3 protein-coding genes are annotated in these 1,502 nt (G+C 53.5%); all 3 read left to right on the plus strand.

Annotation, left to right across the window (positions count from 1 at the left end):
* Window positions 1-404, plus strand: a 404-nt coding sequence (locus VGS11_05245) for a hypothetical protein (GenBank protein ID HEV2119492.1), incomplete at its 5' end; no start/stop codon positions are given.
* 132 nt (window positions 405-536) lie between these two features.
* The gene (locus VGS11_05250) at window positions 537-1,076 is read left to right on the plus strand and encodes a V4R domain-containing protein (protein HEV2119493.1); all 540 of its coding nucleotides are present in this window, start codon (window positions 537-539) and stop codon (window positions 1,074-1,076) included.
* Window positions 1,077-1,161: 85 nt separating this feature from the next.
* Window positions 1,162-1,434 carry a hypothetical protein gene (locus VGS11_05255; GenBank protein ID HEV2119494.1) on the plus strand — a complete coding sequence of 91 codons (273 nt, stop codon included), beginning with the start codon at window positions 1,162-1,164 and terminating at the stop codon, window positions 1,432-1,434.
* Window positions 1,435-1,502 lie beyond the last annotated feature (68 nt).

The raw sequence follows: 1,502 nt of genomic DNA on the forward strand, positions 1-1,502 counted from the left end.
ACCTCAGGAACATCAGGACCGCCGTAAACCTGCTTGGGGCGAATAGGGTAGGCCACGCCATTCACCTGGTCCGGTCGGACTCCCTGGTGCAGTTGGTGAACGCGAAGTGCGTCGCTGTCGAGATGAACCCGATTTCGAACCTGGTCCTTCAGAAGATAGCTACAGTGAACGAGCTTAGACTAGACGTCCTCCTTCGCAAGAAGGTCATGGTGTCGGTGAACTCTGACGACCCTGCTCTCTGGCCCGGAGGGAAGCTCTCGCAAGTCTACGCGGCAGTTTGCGTGGCCTATGGCTTCCGAAACGCAGAGCTTGGCCGACTCATGGAGAATTCCATCAGAGGCTCCTTCGCTACCGACCGCGAAAAGACTGAGATGCTAGAGGACTTTCGATCCGCGTTTAGATAACGAAATGAAGCCTCGGCGTCTGCGTATTTCGTTTCATATGGGTTGTAGCTATGTTTCGGAACATTCCTACGGATACTATGACTGTGTTATATCTCCCCAAGGATTATCATTCAGACTCTCGAACACGTATCCATGGCATCGGAAGTTACGTTGGCCGACTTCTTCGAGTTCGACATAACCGAAGGGGTCGTGAAGAACAGGCTCACCAATGGCAGGGCCTTCTTTTTTGGGAGCTCTGCATGGAGCTCGGTCCGCGAAGACCTGAAGGGCACCTACGGCCCTCTCGGCACCGCAGTGACAGAGGAGATGGGCCACAGCTACGGAAGGAGTCTTGGGAAGATCGGCCGGAAGCTGAACATAGACCTTCGCATCTTCTTTGAGACGGCCGTCAAACTCGGAAGCACGACCGGATGGGGAAGGCTGTCCCTCAGCGGAGGAGACCCACTCACTGGGCGAGCCCGCTTGAAATTGGAAGACTGCGTCTTCTGCACAGATAAGGTGGGCGAGGGAGATCGCGTTTGCGAATTCTTCTCGGGGGTCCTTCGCGGGGCCGCCGAAGAAATCACAGGCAGGATACACAGCGTCGTCGAGATGGAATGCACAACAGCAGGGTCTGACTATTGCGAGTTCTACATGGAAAGGCTGGACTCGCAGGAGATGGAGAGATACTGACCGACCTAGAATAACCACGCTCCGCAACGTATTGAAGCGTGAGGATGCGTATGGTTAAATCAATCCAATCGGTCCCTCGAAATCCTTGGCCGGGCACACAGGACGAAACATTGCTATCGTAATCGTCCTCTTGCTATTCGTCTTCTTTTTCATACCCATCGTTCCTTACAACTACACAACTAGCAATGCGTTTGGCGCTTCCACTTCACATGTCTCTGGATATGTTTCTCCATCGGCCTATCTTTTCGCATGCGGTCTGGTCGTAAACCTGCAGGGAACCGGGTACGTATTCGGTGCCCAAGTTTCGCAGAGTGCTCCTGTCTCTGGTTTCTTTTGTAATGTAAGTTCGCAACACTGATCCTATCGGAATTCACGCGTGCTTCCTAGTGATGTAGGACCGCTAGGAGAAACATCCAGCCCGGCTGA

Source organism: Candidatus Bathyarchaeia archaeon, from assembly GCA_035935655.1.
Taxonomy (GTDB): domain Archaea; phylum Thermoproteota; class Bathyarchaeia; order 40CM-2-53-6; family 40CM-2-53-6; genus 40CM-2-53-6.

Bases quoted from the DNA above. Each gene is read 5' to 3' on its own strand.
- VGS11_05250 (HEV2119493.1), top strand. From the start codon at position 537: ATGGCATCGGAAGTTACGTTGGCCGACTTCTTCGAGTTCGACATAACC.